This is a genomic window from Streptantibioticus silvisoli, from assembly GCF_027947535.2.
Taxonomy (GTDB): Bacteria; Actinomycetota; Actinomycetes; order Streptomycetales; family Streptomycetaceae; genus Streptantibioticus_C; species Streptantibioticus_C silvisoli.
The window spans coordinates 32344-58774 of the sequence record NZ_JAAGKO020000021.1 but is presented as its reverse complement, the minus strand read 5'-3'; the positions used below and the strand labels follow the sequence as shown (position 1 = coordinate 58774).

At 72.0% G+C, this 26431-nt stretch carries 21 protein-coding genes; 6 read left to right on the top strand and 15 right to left on the bottom strand.

The window, feature by feature from the left end:
- Positions 1-4: 4 nt before the first annotated feature.
- From POF43_RS15905 to hemE, 4 genes are all read right to left on the bottom strand, one after another.
- Positions 5-607, bottom strand: a complete 603-nt coding sequence (locus POF43_RS15905; RefSeq protein WP_271316960.1) for an ATP-binding protein — start codon at positions 605-607, stop codon at positions 5-7.
- A 102-nt stretch (positions 608-709) separates the two neighbouring features.
- Complete coding sequence (hemQ, locus tag POF43_RS15900; protein WP_271316961.1) at positions 710-1435, bottom strand: hydrogen peroxide-dependent heme synthase; 726 nt, start codon at positions 1433-1435, stop codon at positions 710-712.
- A 4-nt stretch (positions 1436-1439) separates the two neighbouring features.
- Positions 1440-2903, bottom strand: coding sequence for a protoporphyrinogen oxidase (hemG, locus tag POF43_RS15895; RefSeq protein ID WP_271322457.1), 1464 nt, complete (start codon positions 2901-2903; stop codon positions 1440-1442).
- A 21-nt stretch (positions 2904-2924) separates the two neighbouring features.
- Positions 2925-4016, bottom strand: coding sequence for a uroporphyrinogen decarboxylase (gene hemE, locus POF43_RS15890; RefSeq protein WP_271322458.1), 1092 nt, complete (start codon positions 4014-4016; stop codon positions 2925-2927).
- Positions 4017-4105: 89 nt separating this feature from the next.
- Between hemE and POF43_RS15885 the strand changes: the two genes are divergently transcribed.
- From POF43_RS15885 to POF43_RS15865, 5 genes are all read left to right on the top strand, one after another.
- A complete protein-coding gene (locus tag POF43_RS15885) occupies positions 4106-4732 on the top strand; it encodes a DUF3000 domain-containing protein (RefSeq protein ID WP_271322459.1) in 627 nt (208 codons plus the stop codon).
- Between the two features lie 490 nt (positions 4733-5222).
- Positions 5223-5885, top strand: a complete 663-nt coding sequence (locus tag POF43_RS15880) for a LuxR C-terminal-related transcriptional regulator (RefSeq protein ID WP_222977281.1) — start codon at positions 5223-5225, stop codon at positions 5883-5885.
- Between the two features lie 107 nt (positions 5886-5992).
- The gene (locus tag POF43_RS15875) at positions 5993-7249 is read left to right on the top strand and encodes an HRDC domain-containing protein (RefSeq protein ID WP_271313728.1); all 1257 of its coding nucleotides are present in this window, start codon (positions 5993-5995) and stop codon (positions 7247-7249) included.
- A 201-nt stretch (positions 7250-7450) separates the two neighbouring features.
- Entirely contained in the window at positions 7451-8671 is a 1221-nt protein-coding gene (locus tag POF43_RS15870) for a thiolase family protein (protein WP_271313727.1), read from the top strand.
- Positions 8668-10797, top strand: a complete 2130-nt coding sequence (locus POF43_RS15865; RefSeq protein WP_271313726.1) for a 3-hydroxyacyl-CoA dehydrogenase NAD-binding domain-containing protein — start codon at positions 8668-8670, stop codon at positions 10795-10797. The genes POF43_RS15870 and POF43_RS15865 overlap by 4 nt, the downstream gene beginning before the upstream one ends.
- A 182-nt stretch (positions 10798-10979) precedes the next feature.
- Here the strand turns inward: POF43_RS15865 and POF43_RS15860 are convergent, their stop codons facing one another.
- Entirely contained in the window at positions 10980-11795 is an 816-nt protein-coding gene (locus POF43_RS15860; RefSeq protein ID WP_271313725.1) for a thioredoxin domain-containing protein, read from the bottom strand.
- Positions 11796-11887: 92 nt separating this feature from the next.
- On the opposite strand from POF43_RS15860, the gene POF43_RS15855 reads away from it, so the two are divergent.
- On the top strand, positions 11888-12298 hold the full coding sequence (locus tag POF43_RS15855) for an NTP pyrophosphohydrolase (protein WP_271322460.1): 411 nt from the start codon (positions 11888-11890) through the stop codon (positions 12296-12298).
- A 30-nt stretch (positions 12299-12328) separates the two neighbouring features.
- Here the strand turns inward: POF43_RS15855 and POF43_RS15850 are convergent, their stop codons facing one another.
- The 10 genes from POF43_RS15850 to ngcE form a co-directional block, all read right to left on the bottom strand.
- A complete protein-coding gene (locus POF43_RS15850) occupies positions 12329-13840 on the bottom strand; it encodes an ArnT family glycosyltransferase (RefSeq protein ID WP_372516024.1) in 1512 nt (503 codons plus the stop codon).
- 175 nt (positions 13841-14015) lie between these two features.
- Positions 14016-15524, bottom strand: coding sequence for an amino acid permease (locus tag POF43_RS15845; RefSeq protein WP_271322461.1), 1509 nt, complete (start codon positions 15522-15524; stop codon positions 14016-14018).
- 167 nt (positions 15525-15691) lie between these two features.
- Positions 15692-17611, bottom strand: a complete 1920-nt coding sequence (dxs, locus tag POF43_RS15840; RefSeq protein ID WP_271313722.1) for a 1-deoxy-D-xylulose-5-phosphate synthase — start codon at positions 17609-17611, stop codon at positions 15692-15694.
- A 174-nt stretch (positions 17612-17785) separates the two neighbouring features.
- Positions 17786-19153 carry a sugar ABC transporter permease gene (locus POF43_RS15835; protein WP_443732103.1) on the bottom strand — a complete coding sequence of 456 codons (1368 nt, stop codon included), beginning with the start codon at positions 19151-19153 and terminating at the stop codon, positions 17786-17788.
- Positions 19150-19938: an ATP-binding cassette domain-containing protein gene (locus POF43_RS15830; protein ID WP_271313721.1), complete on the bottom strand. Its 789-nt coding sequence runs from the start codon at positions 19936-19938 to the stop codon at positions 19150-19152. Before POF43_RS15830 ends, POF43_RS15835 begins: the two co-directional genes overlap by 4 nt.
- 226 nt (positions 19939-20164) lie before the next feature.
- Positions 20165-21265, bottom strand: a complete 1101-nt coding sequence (locus POF43_RS15825) for a substrate-binding domain-containing protein (RefSeq protein ID WP_271313720.1) — start codon at positions 21263-21265, stop codon at positions 20165-20167.
- A gap of 118 nt (positions 21266-21383) precedes the next feature.
- Entirely contained in the window at positions 21384-22580 is a 1197-nt protein-coding gene (locus POF43_RS15820; protein ID WP_271313719.1) for an ROK family transcriptional regulator, read from the bottom strand.
- Between the two features lie 184 nt (positions 22581-22764).
- Positions 22765-23694 (bottom strand): carbohydrate ABC transporter permease, encoded by a 930-nt coding sequence (locus tag POF43_RS15815; protein WP_282698886.1) that lies wholly within the window; start codon positions 23692-23694, stop codon positions 22765-22767.
- 15 nt (positions 23695-23709) lie between these two features.
- The gene (locus POF43_RS15810; RefSeq protein WP_271324521.1) at positions 23710-24642 is read right to left on the bottom strand and encodes a carbohydrate ABC transporter permease; all 933 of its coding nucleotides are present in this window, start codon (positions 24640-24642) and stop codon (positions 23710-23712) included.
- A 120-nt stretch (positions 24643-24762) separates the two neighbouring features.
- On the bottom strand, positions 24763-26169 hold the full coding sequence (ngcE, locus tag POF43_RS15805) for an N-acetylglucosamine/diacetylchitobiose ABC transporter substrate-binding protein (protein WP_271316511.1): 1407 nt from the start codon (positions 26167-26169) through the stop codon (positions 24763-24765).
- Positions 26170-26431 lie beyond the last annotated feature (262 nt).

Genomic DNA, 26431 nt, shown 5'->3' with positions numbered 1-26431 from the left:
GCGGTCACCACGTGCCGGGCGGTGCGGTGCGGCTGCCGGGCGGCAGGGCGGGCCACAGGGCGATGACCCGGCGGGAGACCTCGCTGACGGTGAGCCCGTCGGTGGCGACGGTCAGGGTGCCGGACGGGTCGAAGACCGCGATGTCACGCGACTGGCGGGTGCTGCGCACCAGTTGGTCGTCCGCCGCGGTGCCGATCTCGCGGCGGCGCACCCGGGTCTCCAGGACGCCGAGCTTGGCGGTGAGGCGGACCACGGTGAACGCGGCGTCCGGGACGGCGTCGGCGATCCAGTGCAGTTCGTGGCGCAGGTCGGCGAAGACGCCGCACAGCACCAGGCGGTGGTGGCCGAGTTCGGCGTAGTTGCCCCACACCGAGGCCAGGTTGCGCCGGGCCATCTCCCACCGGGGCAGGCCCGGCACCGGCCAGGGGTGGACGCGGTCGAGTTCGTCGCAGTCGACCAGGGCGTGCTCGACACCGTCCTCGGCCAGCCGCAGGGAGACCTCGTAGGCGGTGGAGGTCTTGCCGACGCCCGCCGCGCCGCAGATGACGAGCACGTCCACGGTGTCCGTGGAGTGCCTGCCGTTGTCGCGTTCCGTGTCCGCCCCCATGCCGCGCCAGTGTGGTCCGCCCGTGGCCGCACCGCCAGAGTCGGCACCGGATTGCCCGGGAAACCCCTGGGCTCCCCGGTGCACTTCCCGTGCAGGCGAAGGTTACGCCAGTCCTGTGACGAGTTCAGCCACCGAGCGGCGGCGCCCGGTGTAGAACGGCACCTCCTCGCGGACGTGCATCCGGGCCTCGGAGGCACGCAGGTGACGCATCAGGTCGACGATGCGGTACAGCTCGTCGGCCTCGAAGGCCAGCAGCCACTCGTAGTCGCCGAGCGAGAACGACGCGACGGTGTTGGCGCGCACGTCGGGGAAGCCGCGGGCCATCTTGCCGTGGTCGGCGAGCATCCGGCGCCGGTCCTCGTCGGGCAGCAGGTACCAGTCGTAGGAGCGGACGAACGGGTAGACGCTCACGTAGGCGCGCGGGTCCTCGTCGGCGAGGAACGCCGGGACGTGGGACTTGTTGAACTCGGCCGGGCGGTGCAGCGCCATGTTGGACCACACCGGTTCGAGGTGGCGGCCGAGCCGGGTGCGGCGGAAGAGGTTGTAGGCGGTCTGGAGTTCGTCGGAGGTCTCGGCGTGCCACCAGATCATCAGGTCGGCGTCGGCGCGCAGCCCGGAGACGTCGTAGGTGCCGCGGACGGTGACGTCCTTGGCGGCGAGCTGGTCGAACAGCTCCTGGACCTCGTCGGCGTACCCGGTGCGGTCCTGCGGCAGCACGTCGCGCAGCTTGAAGACCGACCAGAGGGTGTAGCGGATCACGTCGTTGAGGTCCCGGGCCTTCTTGCCCGCGTTGGGCGCCTTGGCGGTCCCGTCAGCATTCTCGGTCATGCCGTCATTCTCCTGTGCCGTCGTCAGGGCCGGCCGACCGGGTCCGGGCGGCCAGCGCGTCGAGTACCTCGCCGGCCGCGCGGTGCGCGGAGGCCACGCAGGCCGGGATGCCGACGCCGTCGTAGAGCGCGCCGCACACGGCCGCGCCGGGGAGCTTGGCGACCTGTTCGCGGATGCGGGCGACCCGGGCGGTGTGGCCGACCGGGTACTGCGGCAGGCCGCCGGTCCAGCGGGTGACCCGGGCGGCCACCGGCGCGGCGGTGACGCCGGCCGCCTCGCCGAGGTCCTTGCGCGACAGCCGGACCAGGTCGGTGTCGTCCCAGGCCAGGTCGGCCTCCTCGCCGTGCCGGCCGACGGAGGTGCGCAGCACGAAGGTGCCGGGGCCGGCGTCGGCGACCCAGCCCCACTTGCGGCTGGAGAAGGTGGACGCCTTGATGGTGCGCCGGTCGACCGGCGGTACCAGGAAGCCGCTGCCGCTGGGCAGGTTGAGCAGGTCGCGCTTGCGGAACGCCATGGTGACCAGCGCCATGCTCGCGTACTCGGCGCGGTCGAGTTCGGCGGCGGCGGTGGGCGACTCGGCCGCCAGCAGCCGGGCGGCGGCCGGCGCCGGCACCGCCAGCACCACCGCGTCGGCCTCCAGGGCGCCGGGGGCGGTGCCGCCGTCGATCCGCAGCGTCCAGCCGTGCGCGGTGCGGCGCAGCGCGGTGACCCGGGCGCCGGTGCGCACCTCGGCGCCGGCCGCGCGGCAGGCGTCGGCGACGGCGAGCGGCAGCCGTCCGATGCCACCGCGGATGCCCATGAAAACGGGGGCGTCCGGGGTGGTGGCGGCGGCCGCGGCGCGGCGCATGGCGCCCCGGACGCCTTCGATGAGGGAGCGCTGCTCGCGTACCGCCCGGTACAGCTGCGGGACGGCGGCGCGCATCGAGATGCGGTAGGCGTTGCCCGCGTAGACCCCGCCGAGCAGCGGTTCGACGAGCCGGTCGACGACCTCGCGGCCCAGGCGGGCGGCGACGTACTCGCCGATGGCGACGTCCTCGCCGACCTTGGTGCGCGGCAGGACGTGGTCGAGCGGGACGCGGGCGAGCCCGGCCGGGGACAGCACGCCGGAGGCGGACAGCGGGGCGAGGTCGCCGGGCACGCCCATGAGGTGGCCGCGCGGCATGGGCCGCAGCCGGCCGCGGGTCCACAGCGCGGCGCGGGTGGTGGCCGGTGCCAGCAGGTCGTCGCCGAGGCCGACCTCGCGGGCCAGCGCGACCGCCTCCGGGCGCCGCGCCAGCATCGACTCCGCGCCGAGGTCGACCGGTACGCCGGCGATCTCGTCGGCGTACAGCTTGCCGCCCAGCCGGCCGGACGCCTCCAGCACGGTCACCGAGGCGCCGGCGGTGGCCAGCCGGTGGGCGGCGGCCAGCCCGGAGATGCCGCCGCCGATGACCACGACGCGGCCCAGCGGCCGCCTGCTCGCTCTCATGTCGTCCACGGTGCCCCGCCCTCAGCCGGCGTGGACGGCACTCGTCCGCGTGGTGGTGTGGACGAAGTCGACCAGCCGGGTCAGCACCTCCGGGTCGGTGTCGGGCAGCACGCCGTGGCCGAGGTTGAAGATGTGGCCGGGCGCGGCACGGCCGGCGTCGAGGATCTCGCGGGTCTTGGTCTCCACCGCCTCGCGCGGCGCGAAGAGCACCGCGGGGTCGAGGTTGCCCTGCAGGGGCTTGCCGCCGCCGACCCGGCGGGCCGCCTCGTCGAGCGGGACGCGCCAGTCGACGCCGACCACGTCGGCGCCGGCCTGCGACATCAGGCCGAGGATCTCGCCGGTGCCGACGCCGAAGTGGATGCGCGGTACGCCGTAGGAGGCGACGGCGTCGAAGACCTTCACCGAGGCCGGCAGCACGTAGCGGCGGTAGTCCTCGGGGGCGAGGGCGCCGGCCCAGGAGTCGAACAGCTGCACGGCCGAGGCGCCGGCCTCGATCTGGACCTTCAGGAACGCGGCGGTGATGTCGGCGAGCCGGTCGAGCAGCGCGGCCCACAGGTCGGGGGCGCCGTACATCATGGCCTTGGTGCGCTCGTGGTTCTTCGACGGGCCGCCCTCGACGAGGTAGCTGGCGACGGTGAAGGGCGCGCCGGCGAAGCCGATCAGCGGGGTGGCGCCGAGTTCGGCGGTGAGCATGCCGATGGCCTCGGTGACGTAGTCGACGTGGCCGGGCTCCAGCAGCGGCAGCCGGTCGAGGTCGGCGAGGCTGCGGATCGGGTCGGGGGCGACCGGGCCGACGCCGGGCTTGATGTCGATGTCGAAGCCGATGGCCTTGATGGGTACGACGATGTCGCTGAAGTAGATGGCGGCGTCGACGTGGTGGCGGCGCACCGGCTGGAGGGTGATCTCGGTGACCAGGTCGGGCCGCATGCACGACTCCAGCATGGCGGTGCCCCTGCGCAGCTCGCGGTACTCCGGCAGCGAGCGGCCCGCCTGGCGCATGAACCACACCGGGGTGTGCGGCACCGGTTCGCCGCGACAGGCGCGCAGGAACGCCGAGTCGGCGGTGGCGGGGTTCGGGATGGGACGGTCGGCGGCACGCTCGTCAGCACTCACGGGGGAATTTTCGCATGGGCCGAAGGGGCGACCCGCCACGCCCGGCCTCCTCCCCGCGCTCGGCCGGTGGGCGGCCTAGTCTTCCGGGCATGGCAGCGGCTCAGGGACAGCTCCCGGACGGGGACGAGGCACCCGTGGTTTTCCGGCAGGCGGTGGACGCGCTGCTGGGCGCCCGGCCCCGGCCGGAGGTGACGCTCGCGCCGATGCCGGCCCCCAAACGGCTGGCGCCGTACGCGTACGCGCTGGAGGCCGAGGTGGCGGCCGAGGACGAGGAGGAGCTGGCGGACGGGCGGCTGGTCCTGCTGCACGATCCGGCGGCGCCGGCGGCCTGGGGCGGCACGTTCCGGGTGGTGACGCTGGCACGGGTGGAGCTCGAACCGGAGATGGCCGCCGATCCGCTGCTCCCGGAGGTGTGCTGGTCGTGGCTGACCGGCGCGCTGGCGGCGCGCGGCGCGGAGTACAAGGAGGCGGGCGGCACGGTCTCGCGCAGTTCCTCGCACCATTTCGGTGCGCTTTCCGACCGCGCGGACTCCACCCAGATCGAGGTACGCGCCTCGTGGACGCCGGTGGCCGGCGCGGCCGGGGTGCCGGACACCGCGGCGCACCTGGCGGCGTGGTGCGAGCTGCTGTGCACCGGCGCGGGCCTGCCGCCGGCCCAGGGCGACGGCGGCTCCGGCTCGGTGGTCTCCCTGCCGAACCGCCGCGGCCCGCGCTGAGCCACGGCTTACGGCGCCGTCCGGCACCCGTCCGGCACCCGTTGCGCACCCGTCGCGCATCCGTCGCGCACTGATCGCGGCCGGTCCCGCACCTCTTGCGCATCCGCCCCGATCCCGTTGCGCTCCCGTCCCGCACCGTCCCCCCCGTACTGGCTCCGGCCGGGCCCGCGCCGTTTCCGGTCCCGCTCCGCGGCCGTCCGCGCCCGGGGGACGACTGCCCGGCGGGGCGCGGATCCGGTGCGCGACGCGCCGGGGGTCGCGCGGGTGGCGTCGTCGGATCACTCCGGTGGCGCCATTTGTCGTTTCCGGGACGGTGATCGATCATTTGACCGGCGGCCGTGCGCGAAACATTACGGAATAAATCGCGATTCTTCTCTAAAGCCGGGTTCCGTGAGTGCCGAAGAGGACTGTGACCCTAATCCTCGCGGAAATTCCGGCCCCCTCCCTCTCCTCGCCGGAGCCCTTTCCGCCACCCCCCACAGGAGGCCCGGTGTCGGTTCTTCTCGACCACCCCACAAGCCTGGTCGCCTACCGCCCGATCAAGCCGACGGCCATGGTCGTCGTCGCCGACCCGCGCGTCCGCAGCACCGTGACACGGCATCTGTGGGCGCTCGGAGTCCGTGACGTGATCGAAGCGTCCTCGATCGCGGAGGCCCGCCCCCGGGTCGGCACGCCACGCGACATCTGCGTAGCCGACGTCCATCTGCCCGACGGTTCCGGGCTCACCCTGCTGGCCGAGACCCGGGCGGCGGGGTGGCCCAACGGCCTCGCGCTGTCGGCCGCCGACGACATCGGCGCGGTGCGCAACGCGCTCGCCGGCGGCGTCAAGGGCTACGTCGTCACCGGTACCCGTACCAACGTCGGTCTGGCGCAGCGCCCCGGCGCGGCGCCGATCGGGGCCCCCGGGGCCCGCATGCAGCGCCGCCCGCCGGGCGCGCCGGGGCACCCGGGCGGTTACCGGGAGCTGTCCGGCCGCGAGGTGGAGGTGCTGCGGCTGGTCGCCGAGGGCCAGTCGAACAAGGCGATCGGCGTCTCGATGGGCCTGTCGGCGCTGACCGTCAAGAGCCACCTGGCCCGGATCGCCCGCAAGCTGGGCACCGGCGACCGGGCGGGGATGGTGGCGGTGGCCCTGCGCACCGGGATCATTCACTGACCGATCACCGCTTCTTCGGCCGGACGCCCGCAGACGGAACGTTTCGCTCTGCGGGCGTCCGGCCGTTCCGGCGGTCAGCGCGCCGGACGCCCGGCTACCCTTGACGGGTGACCGACGCCCGAGAGACCGCAGCAAGCGAAGCAACCCCGGCGCCGGTCCCGTTGCTGGACCCGCGCGAGGGGATTCCGCCGGTGACCGCGAGCGCCGAGGCGCTCGCCGAGGTGGTGGCCGCCTTCGCCGCGGGCACCGGCCCGGTCGCCGTCGACGCCGAGCGGGCGTCCGGCTACCGGTACGGACAGCGGGCCTATCTGGTCCAGCTGCGCCGGGCCGGTGCAGGGACCGCGCTTGTCGACCCCATCGCGTGCGGCGGCGACCTGACGTCGCTCGGTGACGCCATCGCCGGTGAGGAGTGGGTGCTGCACGCCGCCTCGCAGGACCTGCCGTGCCTGTACGAGATCGGGCTGCGGCCGACCAGGCTGTTCGACACCGAGCTGGCCGGGCGGCTGGCCGGCTTCCCGCGGGTGGGCCTGGGCCCGATGGTGGAGAGCGTGCTCGGCTTCGCGCTGGAGAAGGGGCATTCGGCCGTCGACTGGTCCACCCGCCCGCTGCCCGAGCCGTGGCTGCGGTACGCGGCGCTGGACGTGGAGCTGCTGGTCGACCTGCGCGACGCGCTGGAGGAGGAGCTGCGCTCGCAGGGCAAGCTGGAGTGGGCGCTGGAGGAGTTCGCGGCGCTGGCCGCGGCACCGCCGCCCGCGCCGCGGGTGGACCCGTGGCGCCGCACCTCCGGCATGCACAAGGTGCGCCGCCGCCGGCAACTGGGCGCGGTGCGGGAGCTGTGGAACGCGCGGGACGCCATCGCCCGGGAGCGGGACGTCTCCCCCGGCCGGGTGCTGACCGACGCCGCGATCGTGGCGGCCGCGCTGGCCATGCCGCTCAACGCGCACGCGTTGGCCGCGCTGCCCGGCTTCGGCGGCCGGGTCAACCGGCGCCAGATGGACGGGTGGCAGGCCGCGGTGGACCGGGCCAGGGCACTGCCGGAGCGGGAGCTGCCGCAGACCGGCGCCTCGCCGGCCGGGCCGCCGCCGCCGCGGTCGTGGGCGGACCGCGATCCGGCCGCCGCCGCCCGGCTGTCGGCGGCCCGGGCCGCGGTGAGCGCGCTGGCGGAGGAGCTGAACATGCCGCAGGAGAACCTGATCGCGCCGGACAGCGTGCGCCGGGTGTGCTGGGAGCCGCCCGCGCGTGCGAGTGCGCAGGCGGTGGCCGAACGGCTGGCGGAGCGCGGGGCGCGGCGCTGGCAGATCGGCCTGGTGTCGGAGCTGATCACCGAGGCGCTGGGCGCGGTGGCACCGGCCGCCGAGGACTGATCGGGCGGCGGTGCGCGGCCCGGGACGCCTGCGCGGCGGCCTGCTGGGCATACGTTGGCGGTAGGCGTGGCGGGCGGTGCCGCGATGTGACGTTCACCGCTCCCGGTGGGGGGACTGGGCACTTTGGTTACCCACGAGTAGCATGAGGGTGAGCCGCCGCGACGGCTCCCGCAGCGCCCCCGCACCTGGAGGAGAGCAAACGTGCCGCGTACCGCTAGGGATGTCGTCTTCGTCGACGGCGTCCGCACCCCGTTCGGCAAGGCGGGCCCGAAGGGCATCTACCACGAGACCCGGGCCGACGATCTGGTGATCAAGTGCATCCGGGAGCTGCTGCGGCGCAACCCGGACCTGGACCCCGCCCGGGTGGACGAGGTCGCGGTCGCCGCCACCACGCAGATCGGCGACCAGGGCCTGACCCTGGGCCGGACCGCGGGGATCCTGGCCGGCCTGCCGACCTCCGTACCCGGCTTCTCCGTCGACCGCATGTGCGCCGGCGCGATGACGGCGGTGACCGCCACCGCCGGCGGCATCGCCTTCGGCGCGTACGACGTCGTGGTGGCCGGCGGCGTGGAGCACATGGGCCGCCACCCGATGGGCGAGGGCGTGGACCCCAACCCGCGCTTCGTCTCCGAGAAGCTGGTCGACGAGTCCGCCCTGTTCATGGGCATGACCGCGGAGAACCTGCACGACCGCTTCCCGCACATCACCAAGGCGCGGGCCGACGCGTACGCCGTGCGCAGCCAGGAGAAGGCCGCCAAGGCGTACGCCGACGGCAAGATCCAGAAGGACCTGGTGCCGATCGCGGTGCGGCGCACCGGCGCGGAGGCGGGCGAGACCGGCTGGGGCCTGGCCACCACCGACGAGCCGATGCGGCCGGGCACCACGCTGGAGAACCTGGCCGGTCTGAAGACCCCCTTCCGTCCGCACGGCAACGTGACGGCCGGCAACTCCGCCGGCCTCAACGACGGCGCGACCGCCTCGCTGCTGGCCGCCGAGGACGTGGCGCGCGAGCTGGGCCTGCCGGTGCGGATGCGGCTGGTGTCCTACGCGTTCGTCGGTGTCGAGCCCGAGGTGATGGGCGTCGGCCCGGTGCCGGCCACCGAGAAGGCGCTGGCCAAGGCCGGTCTGACCATCGACGACATCGGCCTGTTCGAGGTCAACGAGGCGTTCGCGGTGCAGGTGCTGGCGCTGCTGGACCACTACGGCATCGCCGACGACGACGAGCGGGTCAACCAGTACGGCGGCGCGATCGCCTACGGCCACCCGCTGGCGTCCTCCGGGGTCCGGCTGATGACCCAGCTGGCCCGCCAGTTCGAGGACCACCCGCACGTGCGCTACGGCCTGACCACGATGTGCGTCGGCTTCGGCATGGGCGGCACCGTGATCTGGGAGAACCCGCACTTCGAAGGGGCCGGCAAGTGACCACCACCGCTGAGCTGTTGCAGGGCGCCGCCGCGCTGTTCCCGGACGAGGTGGTCACCAGCGCCCACGTCCGCCACCTCGAACTGCCCGACGTGCGCGGGAAGTTCGCGCTGATCACGCTGGACAACGGCCTGGACCACACCAAGCCGACCACCTTCGGCCCGCAGTCGCTGGCCAACCTCGACGCGGCGATCGACCAGGTCGAGCGGGAGGCGGGCGACGGCGAGATCGTCGGCGTCGGCATCACCGGCAAGCCGTTCATCTTCGCGGTCGGCGCCGACCTCAAGGGCGTCGAACTGCTCGGGCGCCGCGAGGACGCGCTGGCCATCGGCCGGGGCGGCCACGACGTCTTCAAGCGGCTGTCGCAGCTGACGGTGCCCAGCTTCGCGTACTACAACGGCGCCGCGATGGGCGGCGGTGTCGAGGTCGGGCTGCACTGCACCTACCGCACCGTCTCCGCCGCGCTGCCGGCGTTCTCACTGCCGGAGGTCTTCCTCGGCCTGGTGCCCGGCTGGGGCGGCTGCGTGCTGCTGCCGAACCTGATCGGCCCGCAGCGCGCGATCAGCGTCATCATCGAGAACTCGCTGAACCAGAACCGCCAGCTGAAGGGCGAGCAGGTCCAGGAGCTCGGTATCGCCGACGCGATCTTCGAGGGCGCGGACTTCCTGGAGCAGTCCCTGCTGTGGACCGCCGCGGTGCTGCGCGGCGAGCTGGAGGTCGTGCGCCCGCACATCGACCGCGGCGCGGCCTGGGACCAGGCCGTCGAGCACGGCCGGGCCGTCGCGGACAGCAAGGTGCACGGCGCGGCCCCGGCCGCCTACAAGGCGCTGGACATCATCGCCGCCGCCAAGGACGCCGACCTGGAGGCGGGCTTCGCGGCGGAGAGCGAGGCGCTGGCCGACCTCATCATGGGCGGCGAACTGCGCAGCGGCATCTACGCGTTCAACCTGGTGCAGAAGCGCGCCAAGCGGCCGGCCGGCGCGCCGGACAAGGGCCTGGCGCGGCCGGTCACCAAGGTCGGCGTGGTCGGCGCGGGCCTGATGGCCTCGCAGCTGGCGATGCTGTTCGCCCGGCGCCTGGAGGTGCCGGTGGTGCTCACCGACATCGACCAGGAGCGGGTCGACAAGGGCGTGGGCTACGTCCACGGCGAGATCGACAAGCTGCTGCTGAAGGGCCGGATCACCAGCGACCGGGCCAACCGGCTCAAGGGCCTGGTGAGCGGCTCGCTGGACAAGGCCGCCGCGTTCGGCGACGCGGACTTCGTCATCGAGGCGGTCTTCGAGGAGATCGGCGTCAAGCAGAAGGTGTTCGCCGAGGTCGAGGCGGTCGTCTCCGAGCACGCGATCCTGGCGACCAACACCTCCTCGCTGTCGGTCTCGGAGATGGCCTCGCAGCTCAAGCACCCCGAGCGGGTCGTCGGCTTCCACTTCTTCAACCCGGTCGCCGTCCTGCCGCTGCTGGAGATCGTGCGCGGCGAGCGCACCGACGACTCCTCGCTGGCCACCGCGTTCGCGGTCGCCAGGAAGCTGAAGAAGACCGCGGTGCTGGTCAAGGACGCCCCGGCGTTCGTGGTCAACCGCATCCTGACCCGCTTCATGGGCGAGATCCAGAACGTCATCGACGAGGGCACCGAGATCGCGGTGGCCGAGCGCGCCATCGAGCCGCTGGGCCTGCCGATGTCGCCGCTGGTGCTGCTGGAGCTGGTCGGCCCGGCGATCGGCCTGCACGTCTCCGAGACGCTGCACGGCCACTTCCCGGACCGCTTCACCGTCTCGCCGAACCTCAAGGCGGTCGTGGAGGCGGGCAAGCGCGGCTTCTACCTGCACGACTCCGGCAAGCCGGAGCTGGACCCGTCGGTGCTGGCGCTGCTGACCCAGGGCGGCACCGCGCTGAACGAGGAGCAGGTGCGCACGCGGGTGCTGGACGCGGTCGCGCAGGAGATCGGCCTGATGCTGGCGGAGGGCGTGGTCGCCGAGGCGCAGGACATCGACCTGTGCCTGATCACCGGCGCCGGCTGGCCCTTCCACCTGGGCGGCATCACGCCGTACCTGGACCGCGAGGGCGTCTCGCAGCGGGTCAACGGCAAGCCGTTCCTGGCGCCGGGTGTGGCCAGCGTTCCGGCCTGACGGCCTGACGGCCGGTGCGGGGCGCTGTACGGCGCCGTGCCGGGCGCAACGTCAACAGGGGCCGTCCGTGAGGGAGTTGATCCCCACGGACGGCCCCTGGCGCTGTCAGGGGCCGTACCGGGCCCCGGAACGGCCGACGGCCCCCGCGCCGGGCGCGGGGGCCGTCGTACGGCGGTGCCGGGTCAGGAGGCGGCCGGCGTGGGCGAGGCGCTGGCCATCACCTGGCCGAGGGCCTTCTTGACCAGCGCGTCGAGCTTCGCCGGGGTCAGGTGCTGCTGGAGCGGGTTCACCGTGGTGCCGTTGATCTGGATCACCGGCACCGCGCCGAGGCCGGCCTTGGTGTAGTCCGCCTGCGAGGCGCGGACCCAGCCCTGGTGGTCGAGGCTCTGCACGCACGGCACGAACAGGCTGGCCTGCATGTCGTGCACGTGGTGGCCGAGCTTCTCCAGGTAGGGCAGGCTGGCGAACTTGTCGTCAGTGATGTCGGCGGGCTGCTTCTTCCACAGCTCGTTGACGTAGGAGACGAACTGCGCCTTGCCCTGGTCCTGCGCGCAGGCGGCCGCGTTGGCCGCGTACAGCGCGCCCTTGCCGCCGTGCGCGGTGTCACTGGTGGTGACCAGGCGGTAGGCGATCTCCGCCCGGCCGGAGTCGAGGAGGTTGTCGAACGTCGGCTTCCACTGCTCGGCGAAGGCCTTGGACTGCGGGTCGCGCAGGTCCTCGTAGACCGTCACCGTCACCGGAACGGCCGGCTTCACCGGGACCGCGAGGTCCTGCGGTGCGGTGGAGGGCATCCCGTTGGGGATCTTGACGTTGGTGGTCTCGCCGCCGCGTACGTGCGAGCCGATCACCGCCGAGACGGCGAACACCGCCGCCACACCGACGATCGCCGTCGAGTAGGGCCGCCACCGGCTCCAACCGGTGCGCCGGGCGCCGGCCGTGCCCGAAGGCGTCGGCTGCTGCTGCCCCTTGGCGTCCTGCGACCCCTTGGACTCTGCCATCACGCGTCCCATCGTTTCCTGCGTCCTGCCGTCAGACGTACCGCGCCTGTATACCACCGTCGGCTTAACGGCCCGTCTGGCAGGGTAGGGATATGGACCCTCTGCCGCTGGTCGTGGTCGACGCCGCCAACACCGTCGGCTCGGTGCCGGACGGCTGGTGGCGCGACCGGCACGCGGCCACGGTCCGGCTGCGCGACGCGCTGGCACCGCTGGCCGGCAGCGGTCTGCCGGAACGCGCCGACGTGCCGCGGTTCGCCCGCCACGGCCCGCTGGAGCTGCTGCTGGTCGTCGAGGGCGCCGCCCGCGGGGTGCCGCCGGTCGACGGCGTCGCCGTGGCGTCCGCGCCGGGCAGCGGTGACGACCACATGGTCGAGCTGATCGCCCGCGCGGCGCACGACCACCCCGGCCGCCCGGTGCTGCTGATCACCGCCGACCGCGCCCTGCGCGAGCGCGCCCGGGTGCACGGCGCCGTCAGCGCCGGCCCGAAGGCGGTCCGGAGCTGACGGACGCCCGGGTCCGCCGCCGGTGCCGTCTCAGCGGCGCAGGGCGTACAGCACCGCGCCGTCGCAGGTGGCGACCGGGCGGTAGCGCCGGCGCAGCAGGTCGCGGAAGGCCGGCACCTGGGCGGGGCCGTAGGGCTGGCCGCGGGAGTCGTCGACGACCAGGCCGGGCGGGTGCCGGCGCATCTCGTCGCGGAACGTCTGCCACGCGCCGGGCACCGCGTACCGCTCCCCCACCCGGGCGCCGTCGCGGCCACCGCTGAAGTTGGTCAGGAATCCGGCGGTGAGGTACCGGCTGGCCGGCGGGCGGTGCGCGAGCCAGTAGACCTCCGGGTGCATGCCCCACACCAGGACCCGCTCGCCGGGGGCGGTGCGGTCGCTGACGGCGGCGGCCACCGAACCGGAGTGGCTCAGCCCCGAGGGCGGGGCGGCGAGCCCCCAGGCCAGGAAGCCGCAGGCGGCCAGCGCGGTCCAGGCCAGCGCGGGACGGCGCCAGCGCGGCAGGCCGCGCAGCGCCGCGACGCCGATCAGCACCAGGGGCGGCAGCAGCTGGAGGTAGTAGTGGCCGTAGAACTGGAACCCGGTGACCACCGCGACCGCCGAGGCCGCCAGCCAGACCCACAGGTCGCCGTCCCCGGTGCCGGGCGTCCGGCGCCGCACGGCCACCGCCGCGGGCACCAGGAACCCGGCGCAGGCGGCCGCCACGATCCCCGCGTTGCCCAGGCCGCGGCCGGCCACCGCCAGCCAGGCCCCGGAGGCGGAGACGTAGGACCCGGAACCGGTGACCGTCCAGAAGACGAAGCGGGAGAAGCCCAGGGCGCTCGCGGCGGCCAGCAGCGGCACCGCGAAGCCCGCCGCCAGCGCCGCGGCTCCGCGACCGCGCCGGGCGTGCGGACCGCTGCGCCACAGCATCCACAGCACCGGCAGCAGCACCGCGCCGCCGGTCTGCTTGGTCAGCACCGCGCCGGCCACCGCGAGCCCGGCCGGCGCCCAGCGGCGGCGGTCGGCGCACCAGAAGGCGGCGACGGTCCACGGCAGCATGAAGACCTCGAACGTCGCCGCCTGGGAGTCCTCCGGCGCCAGGCCGATGGAGACCAGCAGGTAGCCCACCCCGGCCAGCACCCCGGCCCGGTCCGACCAGCGGCGCCGGGCCAGCGAGGCCAGCAGCGCGGCGGTGGCCAGGTGGGCGGCGAGCGCGAGGACCTTCAGCGGCCACAGCGAGGTGTCGCCGAACAGCCGCAGGGCGCCCTCGTAGAGCCACGGGACGAGCGGCGGCTTGCGGTCGACCACCGTCTGGTAGAGCACTCCGCCGTGCGACAGCAGTCGGGCCTCGGTGGCCAGGAAGCCCTCGTCGGGGTTCCACACCACGTGCAGGAACGACGGCAGGTGGGTCAGCGCGGCCACCGCCGCGAGCAGCGGCAGCAGCCCGCGCCAGTAGTGCCGTCCGGCCGGCACCGCCGCCCTCAGGACCGCCGACGGTCCGCCGTCGCGAGGCATCGGCGGTTTCGCCCTGGTGATACCGGGGGAGCGTGCGGCGGCGGGCATGCGGTCCAACCTACCCACGGTTCACCGTGCCAGACCATCGAACGGGACGAGCCGCCGTCCCGCCCGCCGCACCGGTCCCACCGGTCACCAGCCGCGTCGCACCGGCCGGTGCCACCGGGTCCGGTACCGCACCGGCCGCCGGGCCGCACCGCCGCCCGGACCGCTCCGGCGTTCGTCAGCGGCCGCGGCCGAGCCGGCTGTGCCCCTTGCCGTAGGCGAAATAGACCACGAAGCCGACGAGCATCCACACGCCGAACCGCAGCCACGTCTCGGCCGGCAGGTTGATCATCAGCCACAGCGAGGCGGCCACCGACAGCACCGGCACCAGGGGCACCAGGGGGGTGCGGAAGGCGCGCGGCAGGTCGGGCCGGGTGCGGCGCAGCACGACGACCCCGATGGCGACCACCACGAAGGCGAACAGCGTGCCGATGTTCACCAGCTCCGACAGCTCCGAGATGCTGGTGAACCCGGCGACCACCGCCACGATGACGCCGAGCAGCAGCGTCGAGCGGTACGGCGTGCCGTAGTTCGGGTGGACCTGGGAGAACATCCGCGGCAGCAGTCCGTCGCGGCTCATGGCGAAGAACACCCGGCTCTGCCCCAGCAGCAGGATCATGCAGACCGAGGTGAGCCCGATCGCGGCGCCGAAGCTGATCAGCCCGGCCCAGAACGGCGCGTTGTTCGCCTTGAAGGCGTCGGCCAGCGGCGCGTCGACCGACAGCCGGGTGTACTTCTCCATGCCGGTGACCACGACCGAGACGGCCACGTAGAGCACCGTGCAGATGATGAGCGATCCCAGGATGCCGCGCGGCACGTCGCGCTGCGGCCGGTGGGTCTCCTCGGCGGCGGTGGCGACGATGTCGAAGCCGATGAACGCGAAGAAGACCACCGCCGCCGCGCTGAAGATGCCCCAGACCCCGAAGGTGGTCGGGGTGTAGCCGGTCATCAGCTGCACCAGCGGCGCGCCGAGGCCGTTCTTGCCGCCGGTGGGCTGCGCCGGGGGCAGGAACGGGTGGTAGTTGGCGCTCTTGACGTATCCCAGCCCGGCGAAGATGACGATCAGCACCACCACGACCTTGACGGCCACGATGACCGACGTCACCCGGGCCGACAGCTTCATGCCGACCACCAGCACCCCGGTGATGACCAGCACCAGCAGGAAGGCCAGCAGGTCGAAGCCGAAGCCGCCGCCGGGGCTGGTGCCCGACAGCGCCTGCGGCAGCGTCGCCCCGGCGGTGTCCAGCAGCGAGCGGATGTACCCCGACCAGCCGACGGCCACCACCGCGCAGCCCAGTGCCAGTTCGAGCACCAGGTCCCAGCCGATGATCCAGGCGGGCAGCTCGCCGATGGAGGCGTACGAGAAGGTGTAGGCCGATCCGGCGACCGGCACCGTGGAGGCGAACTCGGCGTAGCACAGCCCGGCCAGGCCGCAGACGACGGAGGCGGCGACGAAGGACAGCGCGACCGCCGGACCGGCGTAGGACCTGGCGACCTGGCCGGTGAGCACGAAGATGCCGGTGCCGATGACCACGCCGACGCCGAAGACGGTCAGGTCCAGCGCGGACAGCGACTTGCGCAGCGCGTGCTCCGGCTCCTCGGTGTCGCGGATGGACTGCTCGACGGACTTGGTGCGCAGCAGCGGGCTGCGGGCGCGATCGTCCGGACGGTGCGGCGGGGTCCCCATCGGCGTGCCTCCACGGCGGTTGCCCCGCCCGGCGGCGGGGACGCGCAGGCGGCCATCTGAGCATTCCGCCGGGCGGGCGCCCCGGATCGACGCGCGGCGCCGGTGAAGACGCCCCGGGCGGACCACCTGGACTGGCGGTCCGCCCGGGGCGGGGGTAGTGCGGCGGGTCAGTCCTGGACGGCGCCGGCCGTGGTGACGCCCTCGACGCGGCCGTCGAGGCGGGCGACGAGCCCGGTGACGCGGCGGGCGATGTCCGGGGCGGTCAGGCCGACGGAGGCCATGACCTCCTTGCGGGAGGCGTGCTCCAGGAACTCCTGCGGGATGCCGAAGTCGCGCACCGGCATGTCCACGTCGGCGTCGCGCAGCGCCTGGGCCACGCAGCTGCCGACGCCGCCGGTGCGGCCGTTGTCCTCGACGGTGACGACCACCCGGTGGCGGGCGGCGAGGCCGGGCAGCGCCGGGTCGACCGGCTTGACCCAGCGCGGGTCGACGACGGTGCTGGAGATGCCCTGGGCGTCGAGGAGTTCGGCGATCTCCAGGCACATCGGGGCCAGCGCGCCGACCGAGACGACGAGCACGTCCGGGTCGGTGCCGCCGGTGGGGGCGCGCAGCACGTCCATGCCGCCGACGGTGCCGACCGCGGTGACGGCGGGGCCGACCGCGCCCTTGGAGTAGCGGACCACGGTGGGCGCGTCGTGGACCGCGACGGCCTCGCGCAGCTGGGAGCGGACCTGGTCGGCGTCGCGCGGGGCGGCGATCCGCAGGCCGGGGACGACCTGGAGGATCGACATGTCCCACATGCCGTTGTGCGAGGGCCCGTCGGAGCCGGTGACGCCGGCCCGGTCCAGTACGAAGGTGACGCCGCAGCGGTGCAGTGCGACGTCCATCAGGACCTGGTCGAAGGCGCGGTTGAGGAAGGTGGCGTAGACCGCGACCACCGGGTGCAGCCCGGCGGTGGCCAGGCCGGCCGCGGAGGTGGCGGCGTGCTGCTCGGCGATGCCCACGTCGTAGACCCGCTCGGGGAACTCCTTGGCGAAGCCGGTCAGGCCCACCGGGTGGAGCATGGCGGCGGTGATGGCGACGATGTCCTCGCGCTCGCGGCCGAGCTTGACCATCTCCTCGCCGAAGACCGACGTCCAGTCCAGGCCGGCCTCGGCGACCGGCAGGCCGGTGTCGGGGTGGATCGGGCCGATGCCGTGGAAGCGGTCGGTCTCGTCCTGCTCGGCGTGGGTGTAGCCGCGGCCCTTCTCCGTCAGGCAGTGCACGATGACCGGGCCGCCGAACCGCTTGGCGCGCTGGAGCGCGGACTCCACCGCCGCCACGTCGTGTCCGTCGATCGGGCCGACGTACTTCAGGCCCAGGTCCTCGAACATGCCCTGCGGGGCGATGAAGTCCTTCAGGCCCTTCTTCGCGCCGTGCAGCGTCTCGTACAGCGGGCGGCCGATGACCGGGGTGCGCTCCAGCAGTTCCTTGGCGCGGGCCAGGAACTGCTCGTAGCCGTCGGTGGTGCGCAGCGTGGCGAGGTGGTCGGCGAGGCCGCCGATGGTCGGCGAGTACGACCACTCGTTGTCGTTGACCACGATGACCAGCGGGCGGTTCTTGGCGGCGGCGATGTTGTTCAGCGCCTCCCAGGCCATGCCGCCGGTCAGCGCGCCGTCGCCGATGACCGCGACGACGTGGTCGCGGCGGCCGAGGCGTTCGTTGCCCTTGGCGATGCCGTCGGCCCAGCCCAGCACGGTCGAGGCGTGGCTGTTCTCGATGACGTCGTGCTCGGACTCCGCGCGCGAGGGGTAGCCGGACAGGCCGCCGGCCCGCTTCAGGCGGGAGAAGTCCTGGCGGCCGGTGAGCAGCTTGTGCACGTAGCTCTGGTGACCGGTGTCGAAGAGGATGGTGTCGCGTGGCGACTCGAAGACCCGGTGCAGGGCGATGGTCAGCTCCACCACGCCCAGGTTCGGGCCGAGGTGCCCGCCGGTCTTGGAGACCTCCTCGACGAGGAAGGTGCGGATGTCGGCCGACAGCTCCACCAGCTGTTCCTGGGTGAGCCGGTCGAGGTCGCGCGGTCCCTTGATACGGGTCAGCAGCGGCACCCGTGCCTCCTTGGTCGCTGGTCGAGCGTGCCGTTCGAAGTCGATCCCGCCGATTCTAGTGTTCCGTGCCGGGCGGTGCGGCAGGCGAGCCAGCGACGTACGTCACCCGGACGCAGCAACGACGACGCCCGGCGACCGCTCTCGCGGGTGCCGGGCGTCGTCGTTGGCGGGGCGTCAGGCGCGCCCGGCCGCCTGCTGGGTACGGCGCGAGATCGAGTCGACCACGACCGCCGCGAGCAGGACGGCGCCGGTGACCATGTACTGGATCGCGGTGCCGAGGTTGAGGATGTACAGGCCCTGCTGGATGGAGACGATGACCAGCGCGCCGAGCAGCGCGGACCAGGTCTTGCCCCGGCCGCCGAAGAGGCTGGTGCCACCGATGACGGCCGCCGCGATGGCGTTCATCAGCGTGTTGCCGCCGCCCTGGGTGGACTGCGCGGAGTTGACCTGGCCGGCCAGGAACATGCCGCCGATGGCGGCCATGGTGCCGGAGATCATGAACACCGAGATGCGCACCTTGGCGACGTTGATGCCGGCCCGGCGGGCCGCCTCGATGCCGCCGCCGACCGCGAAGACCTTGCGGCCGTAGGAGGTGCGCCGCAGCACCAGGTCCCAGCCGACCACCAGGACCAGGAAGATCAGCAGGTCCAGCGGCAGGCCGCTGTTCTGGTTGAGCACGTACGCGGCGACGAAGGCCAGGATCGCCAGGGCGGCGGTCTTGACGATGATGTCGGCCAGCGGACGGGAGGGGATGTTGGCCTTGCGGCGCTTGGCGGCCTCCAGCAGCGCGAAGACCAGGTAGAGCACGGTGCCGATCAGCGCCAGGCCGTAGGCGGCGCCGACGTCCTCGAACGTGTAGTTGTACATCTGGTACAGCACACCGTTGGCCGGCAGGTTGATGGTGCCGTGCTGGCCCAGCACCTGGAGCATCAGGCCGTTCCAGGCCAGGAAGCCGGCCAGGGTGACGACGAACGCCGGTACCCCGACCTTGGCGAAGAAGAAGCCGTGCACGAAGCCGAGCACGGTACCGGTGAGGATGCCCAGCACCAGGGCCAGGCCGCCGGACATGCCGTGGTTGACGGCCAGGACGGCGAAGACCGCGCCCGCGACACCGCCGACGTAGGAGACCGACAGGTCGATCTCGCCCAGCAGCAGGACGAAGACCACGCCGAGGGCGATCAGGCCGGTGCCGACGATGTCCTGCGCGATGGTGGCGAAGTTGTTCGCCGACAGGAAGGAGCTGTTGAGCAGGCCGAAGACGATCCAGATGATGATCAGCGCGGCGACGACCGGCACCGACCCGAGGTCACCGCTGCGCATGCGGCGGCCGAACTCGGTGAGGTAGCCCTTGAGGCCCTCCTCGCGCACCAGCAGTCGCGGGTCGACGGCGACGATGGCGGCCGCGGCCGCCGCCGGCGCGGCGACCGCGTCGTCGGTGGGCGTCGCAGCGGGGGTGCTCTTGGTGAGGGCGGCCTCCTGGCCGGCCCGCTGGCCGGGGACGGTCTCCCGCGGCTCCGTGTTTCCGATCTCCGGGTTGCTCACTTCTCGCCCTCCGCGGAACGCGCCTTACGGCGGGTCACGGCGTTGTCCGTGGCGCCGGTGATGGCGGAGATGATCTCTTCCTGGGTGGTGGTCCCGACCGGGAAGACGCCGTTGTTGCGCCCCAGCCGCAGCACGGCGACCTGGTCGGCGACCGCCTTGACGTCCACCATGTTGTGGCTGATGAGGATGACCGCGAGGCCCCGGTCGCGCAGCCGCTCGACCAGGTCGAGGACCTGGGCGGTCTGCTCGACGCCGAGCGCGGCGGTGGGCTCGTCGAGGATGACCAGCTTCGGCTCGCCGATCAGCGAGCGGGCGATGGCCACGACCTGCCGCTGACCACCGGACAGCGAGGCGATCGGGATGCGGACGCTGGGTATGCGGATGGACAGCGTGTGCAGCAGTTCGCGCGCCCGCTTTTCCATCTCGACCTCGTCGAGCACGCCGAACCGGCGGATCTCCCGGCCGAGGAAGAGGTTCTGCACGACGTCGAGGTTGTCGCACAGCGCGAGGTCCTGGTAGACGGTCGCGATGCCGAGCGCCTGGGCGTCGTGCGGCCGGGCGATGGAGACCGGCTTGCCCTCCCACTCGGTGACGCCCTCGTCGATCGGGTGGACCCCGGCGATCGTTTTGACCAGGGTGGACTTTCCGGCGCCGTTGTCGCCGACCAGGGCGACCACCTCACCGGCATGGATCTCCAGCTCGACGTCGGTCAGCGCCTGTACGGCACCGAACCGCTTGGAGACCCCGCGCAACGCCAGCACGGGCGTAGCGGACACATGAACCAACTCCTTCGCCGCCTGACCGGCGGGGACCGCGCCGGAGGGGGCCGGCGCGGGGTTGCGTGCGGACGGGAGAGCCGTCGGCTCCCCTGGCCCGGCGGACGGTTGCCGCTGCGGGTGGGGTCCGTCCGGCGTCCCGACCCGCAGCGGGGTTAGTCGATGGGAGGGGACGCCGGACAGGTCCGTGCGAACCGGCCGGAGCGGTGCTCCGGCCGGTCCTGGGCTCTTTTTGTTACTTGAGGCCGGCCTTGTCGCAGGCGGCCTTGTACTGCGGGGTGCAGATCGCCTGGACGGTGTAGAGGCCGGAGGCGACCACGGTCTGCTGCACGTTCTTGTTGGTGAGCACCACGGTCGGGATCAGCTTCGACGGGATGTTCTTGTTCGTCGCGCTGGACTGGGTGGTGTCGGCCACGGCGGACAGCGACTTGCCGGTGACCAGGTCGATCGCCATGGTGGCGGCGTCGTCGGCCTCGGTGGTGTACGGCTTGTAGATGGTGAACGCCTGGGTGCCGGCGAGCACCCGCTGGACGCCGTCGATCTGCGAGTCCTGGCCGGAGACCGGCGGGATCGGCTTGATGTGGGCGGCCTGCAGGGCGGAGACCACACCGGCGGCCATGCCGTCGTTGGCGGAGTAGACCGCGGCGATGTTCTTGGCGCCGATGCGGCTGATCGAGCCGGCGACCTCCTGGTTGGCGTTGTTCGCCAGCCAGCCGGTGGTGTCGAACTTGGCCGCGATGTCGACCTTGCCCTGGAGCACCTTGAGCGCGCCGGCCTTGAACTGGGCGGCGTTCGGGTCACCCGGGTCGCCGTTCACCATGATGATCTTGCTGCTGGGCGTGGCCTTGGAGCCCATCGCCGCCAGCAGCGCGGTGCCCTGCTGCTCGCCGACCTTCTCGTTGTCGAAGGAGACGTAGGCGTCGACCGGGCCCTGGGCCAGGCGGTCGTACGCCACGATCTTGATGCCCTTCTTGTGGGCGGCCTCGATCGACGGCTGGATCGCCTTGAAGTCGACCGCGTCAACGATAATGGCCTTGTCGCCGTCGTTGATCAGGGTCTGGATCTGCTGCTGCTGGGTGTTCGCGTTCTGCGCGGCGTTTTCGTAGTCCATCGTGCAGCTGGGGCACAGCTGCTTGATCTTCGCCTCGATCTTGGGGCGGTCGACCGCCTCGTAACGCGTGGTCTGGTTCTCCGGCAGAGCCAGGCCTATCTTGAAGCCCTTGCTGGCCGACGCGGTGGTGGACTTGCTATCGCCCGCCTTGCCGCACGCGGCCATGGTGAAGGCCATCGACACGGCAGCGGTCGCGATAACGGCGCGACGCAGAATGATGTTCACGGGTGCCTCCCTGACAGGGCCGCGTCGCTGCGGCCGAGGTTCACGTGAGTCAACTCCGCGCCCGTCTTGGCGTCAAGAAGTAAATCGTTAACGAGATGACAACGTCATCACTTGTTATCTACCTGAAGGCGAGCGAATCCCGTCCGGGATCGGTCATATGGTCGGAATCGGTCATTTCGCTCAGCACCAGCGCCAGCGCTCCGAGCACTTCGGCGCGACCGCCCAACGCCCCGGGAACGATGGCCAGTTGGCGGGCGGCGCTGGGGATCGCGTAACGGGAGACGGATTCGCGGATCGGCCCGAGCACCAGCTCACCGGAGTCGGCGAGGTCGCCGCCGAGCACGACCCGGGTGGGATTGAGCACGTTGCACAGGTTGGCCACCCCCATGCCCACGTGCCGTCCGACGTCGGCGATGACCCGGCGGCACCCCGGGTCGCCCTCCCGGGCCAGCTGCACCATGCGCGGCACGGTCAGGTCCGGCCCGTGGCTGCCGCGCAGCAGCTCCAGCACGTGCCGGGCGGCGGTGAACGTCTCCAGGCAGCCGCGGTTTCCGCAGCGGCAGACCGGTCCCGACTCGTCGAGGGTGATGTGGCCTATCTCCCCGGCGCTGCCGCCCGGGCCGCGGTAGATGCGCCCGTTGATCACCAGTCCGGCGCCGACGCCGCTGGCGACCTTGATGTACGCCAGGTCCTGCGCGCCGCGGCCGCTGCCCCACACCAGCTCGCCGAGGGCGCCGAGGTTGGCGTCGTTGTCGACGTGCACCGGCATGCCGAGCCGGCCGGCCAGCTCCTCGCGCGGGTTGATTCCGCTCCAGCCCGGCAGTATGGCCGTCGAGCCCAGCACGCCGGTGGCGATGTCGAGCGGTCCCGGCACGCCCAGGCCGACCCCGATGACCTTGTCGGCGCCGATCCCGGTGGTCTCCACCAGCCGGGCCACCAGCCGCTCCGCCCGGTCGAAGCCCTGGGCGGCGGAGGCGTCGACGTCGATCGGCTCGGTCTGCTCCGCCAGCACCTGGTGCGCCAGGTTGCCCACCGCGACGCGCAGGTGGGAGTGGCCGAAGTCGACGCCCACCACGATGCCGGCGTCACCGGACAGCGAGACGCTGCGGGCCCGCCGGCCGCCGGAGGAGGTGGGGGTGACCTGGACCGTGCCGTTGTCGCGCAGTTCCCGCACGATGTTGGAGACGGTGGCCGCGGACAGGCCGGTGCCCCGGGCGATCTCGGCCTGGGTCAGCGAACCGGCCAGCCGCACGGCGCGCACGACCCGTTCGAGATTGGCCCGGTGCAGGGACGACTGCGACCCCGGAGTCTGCACGACCTACCACTCCCGCCGTCGTCTACAACATGTGAACCCTAAGCAGAGCCTCAGGCGTCCTGTCCCGTCAAGAGATCGACCAGGACAACCCCGAGATGATCACACATGCCGGGCACGGCGAAAGACCCCGTTCAGCAGGACGGAGCCCGGCGTCAGGTTGTGAAAGGACGGCGGCGGCACCGCCTCACTTGAGGGTGCCGGCGGTCAGGCCCGCCTGGACCTGGCGCTGGAAGGACAGGTAGACCACCAGGACCGGCAGCATTGCGATCGTCATACCGGCGAACAGCGCGGGCATGTCGTTCTTGTACCCGGACTGCACCATGAGGTTGACCAGTCCCTGGGTCAGCACCGAGTGGTCGGCGTCGGTACCGGACTGCTTCTGCATCAAGGTCAGCGGCAGGATGTACTGGTTCCACTGGCCCAGCACGTTGAATATCCCCACGCTCAGCAGGCCGGGCTTGGCGATCGGCAGCATGATCTGGAAGAACGCCCGGGTGTGCGAGCAGCCGTCGATCATCGCAGCCTCGTGCAGCGCGGTCGGCAGCGTGCGGAAGAACGAGTGCATGAAGAAGACGGTGAACGGCATCGAGTACGCGACGTACACCAGGATCAGGCCCTGGTAGGTGTTGAGCATGCCGAGGTTCTTCAGCATGAAGAACAGCGGCACCAGCGCCAGGTAGACCGGGAACATCGCGCCGGCCACGAAGAAGAAGTAGATCAGCCGGTTGCCGGGGAACTCGTAGCGCGCCAGCACGTAGGCGGCCATCGAGCCGAACAGCATCGTGAGGGTCACCGAGAAGACCAGCACGATCAAGGTGTGCACCAGGAAGCCGCCGACCCCGTTCTCCCAGGCGCGGCCGAAGGCGCCCAGGTTCCAGTTGGTCGGCCAGGCCCAGGCGCTGCCGCCGATCTCCGTACTGGTCTTGAACGCACCCAGCACGATCCACACCAGCGGCAGCACGATCATCACCGCCCACAGCACCAGGAAGCCGTGCGAGAAGACGTTGAGCGCCTTGCCGGAGTCGGCGAACCGCTCGTCGCGGCCGGGGGGCCGGGCGGGCGCGGCCGCGGTGACGGCGACCGGGGTGGGGGTGGGGTCCTCGACAGTACTCATGGGTGGCAGCCCCGCTCAGAACTCGATGCGCTCGCGGCGGGTGGCCCTCAGGGCCAGCACCGACACGATCAGGGTCAGGAACAGGATCACCACGCCCATGGCGCAGGCGTATCCGCTCTTCCCGAAGTACAGGAAGTTGCGCATCAGATACGTCGACAGCACTTCGGAGTGGTAATCGGGGCCGCCGCCGTAGGCGGTGCCGGGGGTCAGGGTGGAGACCAGCGCGAAGAAGTCCATCGCGGCGATGGCCAGGTACACCCAGGCGGTCTGGACGCTGTCCCACAGCAGCGGCATGGTGACCTTGAAGAAGGTCTGCGCCCGGCCGGCGCCGTCCAGCAGCGCGGCCTCGAAGATCTCCTTCGGGATGGACTGCATGGCCGCCGAGAACAGCACCAGGTAGAAGCCGACGCCCTGCCAGACCATGATGGCCAGCAGGCACCACAGCACGGTGCCCGGATCGTTGAGCCACTCGATCGGGTTCTGCGAGTTCTCCAGGCCGATCTTCACCAGCACGCCGTTGAGCAGACCGCCGGCGTCACTGCGGTAGACCGCCTCGAACAGCACCGCGAGGATCGCCACCGACAGCACCTGCGGGAAGAAGAACACCACCTTGTAGAAGGCCGCACCCGCCACGCCCTGCACACCGCCGGTCCTGCCCTGCCCGCCCACGTTCAGCATGAACGCGAAGAACAGCGCCAGCAGGATGGTGATGACGGGCAGGAAGACCAGCAGCAGGCCGTTGTGCTCCAGCGCGGTGAGGAAGACGTGGTCGCTCAGCAGCGCCGTGTAGTTCTTCAGCCCGATGAAGTGCATGGTCTGCGACTCGCCCGACCAGTCGGTGAGCGAGTAGCCGAAGGTCTGTATGTACGGCCAGATCACCAGGACCGCGTACAGCGCGACCGGCACGATGAGAAAACCCACGATGAACGGGTACCTGCGGTGTCTCATGGCTCCTGCCTTGGTGTCCGGCCGCGGTGGCGGCACGCGGGGGGCGTGCCGCCACCGTGTGGTGCGTGGGGCGGCGGCGCGGCCGCCGGGCGGCGGCACGCCGGGAGGGCGTTCCCGGGGTCAGGAGCCCTTCTTCGCCTTCACCGCCGACGCCTTGACCGTCTTCAGCCACTCGGCGGGCTTCATGCGGTTCGCCATGACCTCGGCGCTGGCGTTGTCCATGTCGGTGGCGAAGGCGCTGTAGTCGTTGACGTAGGTCGGGTTGAACACGTTCGCCCCGGCGGCCTTCAGCGCGGTCACCGTGGACTGGGTACCCGGGCGCAGCTTGACGGTGGGGTCGACGCCGTCCTTGACGACGGTCAGCGAGTTGGCGGTCTGCGCGAACGCGGTGGCGCCCTTCTTGCTGAGCATCAGGCGCATGAACTCCATGCCGCCGGCCGCGTTCTTCGCCTGCTTGGGCACGATGTAGAACTCGTTGGCGCCGCCGCGTATGGCGGTGGCCGGCAGCTTGTCGCCGGGCAGCGAGGGCATCGGCATGAACGTCATCTGGAAGTCCGACGGCGTGGCCTTCAGCTGCTCGTTCTCCAGCCAGGCGCCGCAGGGGATGAACGCGGCCTTGTACTGGTTCCAGGCGGTCTGCGACTCGATGTGCGTCATGCCGTCGGTGCCGGGCAGCAGGTAGTTCCGCTGCACGATCTCGTACATCGCCTCGATGGCGTTCTTGGCGGCGTCCTCGTCCCAGATCGTCGGGTCCATCGCGTCGATGCGGGTGAGGAAGTCCTGGCCGCCGTTCTTGATCGCCAGGTCCATGATGGCCACGTCGATGTAGTACGGGTACTTGCCCTGGTGGGCGAAGGGCGCGATCTTCGTGGTCTTCTTGATCTCGGCGCTGAGCGACATGAAGTCGGACCAGGTGGTGGGCGCGGTCCAGCCGTGCTGCTTGAACAGCTTGCCGGAGTACCACATGCCGGAGACGGTGTAGACGTACGGCAGGGTGACGAACTTGTTGTCGACCATGCCGATCTGGACGGTGCCCGGCATCAGTATGTCGCGGACCTTCTTGCTCGGGTCGTCTATGGACGGCGCGTCGAGCAGCGGGGTGAGGTCGGTCAGCTGGCCGGCCTTCTGCAGCACGTCCAGCTTGATCATCTGGTTGCCGGAGTCGTCGACGATGTCCGGCGGGTCGCCCGCGTTCAGCCGGGGCTGGAGCAGGCCGGTGATGTTCTGGGTGGGGGTGTGGGAGACCTTCGCCCCGGTGTACTCCTTGGAGTACAGCTTCTCGAACTGGCGTGCGTAGTCGTCCCCGAATCCGCCGTCGAAGATGACGACGTCGAGCGGCGCGTTCTTGTCGACGCCGAGCGGGTTGGCCGCGGTCTTGGTACCGGTGTCCTTCTTGGTCGAGCCGCTTCCGCCGGCCGCGCAGCCGCTCAGGAGGGCCGCCGCCGGTACGGCGACGGCTCCCATCGCCGCCGCACGCTTGATGAGGTCACGCCGGGCAAGCCTGCCGGGCTCGATGGTCGGTCCCATGCTCAAGTCCTCGCTTTCTCCAGGACTCAGGCGGTGCACCGGATACCCGCCGGTTACCGCGGTTCGGGGTGAAGCTGGGGGTCGTAACGACGGCCGCTGAACGCCGACAGGTATAGTCCAGTTGTCATAGTCAGGGCAAGATCGAACGCCCATTTGGGCGGGAAGCTTTCCCGGGTTGTGACCTCACGACTCCTCATGTCGGCGGCCCGCTCCTTCCTGCGCGGCGGCGGCCGGCCGCGCCGCGCGACGACCGGGGCCGGCC